The following is a 1,742-nucleotide window of genomic DNA, read 5'->3' on the forward strand; positions in this document are numbered from 1 at the left end:
CTCAGGTGAGTGAAACTCATTTGGGTTGTATGGTTAAGCGACTAAGCGTATACGGTGGATGCCTTGGCAGTCAGAGGCGATGAAGGACGTAGTAACTTGCGAAAAGCGTTGGCGAGCTAGTAACAAGCATTTGAGCTAACGATGTCCGAATGGGGGAACCCAGCAGCATAAGCTGTTATCGCAACATGAATACATAGTGTTGCGAGGCGAACGAGGGGAACTGAAACATCTAAGTACCCTTAGGAAAAGAAATCAACCGAGATTCCCCTAGTAGCGGCGAGCGAACGGGGATTAGCCCTTAAGTCAGTGGGGTGTTAGTGGAATGCGTTGGAAAGCGCAGCGGCACAGGGTGATAGCCCCGTACATGAAAACTAACCATTGATGAAAACGAGTAAGGCGGGACACGTGACATCCTGTTTGAATATGGGGGGACCATCCTCCAAGGCTAAATACTCCTGACTGACCGATAGTGAACCAGTACCGTGAGGGAAAGGCGAAAAGAACCCCTGTGAGGGGAGTGAAATAGAACCTGAAACCGTATACGTACAAGCAGTGGGAGCGGTTCTTGAGACCGTGACTGCGTACCTTTTGTATAATGGGTCAGCGACTTACATTTTGTAGCGAGGTTAAGCGAATAGCGGAGCCGTAGGGAAACCGAGTGTTAACTGCGCGTTTAGTTGCAAGGTGTAGACCCGAAACCCGGTGATCTAGCCATGGGCAGGTTGAAGGTTGAGTAACATCAACTGGAGGACCGAACCGACTAATGTTGAAAAATTAGCGGATGACTTGTGGCTGGGGGTGAAAGGCCAATCAAACCGGGAGATATCTGGTTCTCCTCGAAAGCTATTTAGGTAGCGCCTCGAGCGAATACCATTGGGGGTAGAGCACTGTTAAGGCTAGGGGGTCATCCCGACTTACCAACCCTTTGCAAACTCCGAATACCAATGAGTACTACTCGGGAGACAGACGGCGGGTGCTAACGTCCGTCGTCAAAAGGGAAACAACCCAGACCGTCAGCTAAGGTCCCAAAGTACTAGCTAAGTGGGAAACGATGTGGGAAGGCTTAGACAGCTAGGATGTTGGCTTAGAAGCAGCCATCATTTAAAGAAAGCGTAATAGCTCACTAGTCGAGTCGGCCTGCGCGGAAGATGTAACGGGGCTAAGCTAGTCACCGAAGCTACGGGTGCACAGTTTACTGTGCGCGGTAGAGGAGCGTTCTGTAAGCCGTTGAAGGTGAAGGGGTAACCCACGCTGGAGGTATCAGAAGTGCGAATGCTGACATGAGTAACGATAAAGGGGGTGAAAAACCCCCTCGCCGAAAGACCAAGGGTTCCTGTCCAACGTTAATCGGGGCAGGGTGAGTCGACCCCTAAGGTGAGGCCGAAAGGCGTAATCGATGGGAAACAGATTAATATTTCTGTACTTCCGCTAACTGCGATGGAGAGACGGAGAAGGCTAGGCTAGCGCGGCGTTGGTAGTCCGCGTTTAAGGTGGTAGGTGGTGTTCTTAGGCAAATCCGGGGACACGTACTTTAATGTACACACTGAGAGCTGATGACGAGGTCCTAAGGGACTGAAGTAGTTGATGCCATGCTTCCAGGAAAATCTTCTAAGCTTCAGGTTAGTGGGAATCGTACCCCAAACCGACACAGGTGGTCGGGTAGAGAATACCAAGGCGCTTGAGAGAACTCGGCTGAAGGAACTAGGCAAAATGGTACCGTAACTTCGGGAGAAGGTACGCTC

The 1,742-nt window shown here is 50.8% G+C and carries 1 rRNA gene; it reads left to right on the plus strand.

The window, feature by feature from the left end:
• Positions 1 to 31: 31 nt before the first annotated feature.
• A 23S ribosomal RNA gene (locus KO533_RS22355) occupies positions 32 to 1,742 on the plus strand; the annotation flags it as partial.

This window comes from Shewanella sp. NKUCC05_KAH (assembly GCF_019345585.1).
In the GTDB taxonomy this organism is placed as follows: Bacteria; Pseudomonadota; Gammaproteobacteria; order Enterobacterales; family Shewanellaceae; genus Shewanella; species Shewanella oncorhynchi.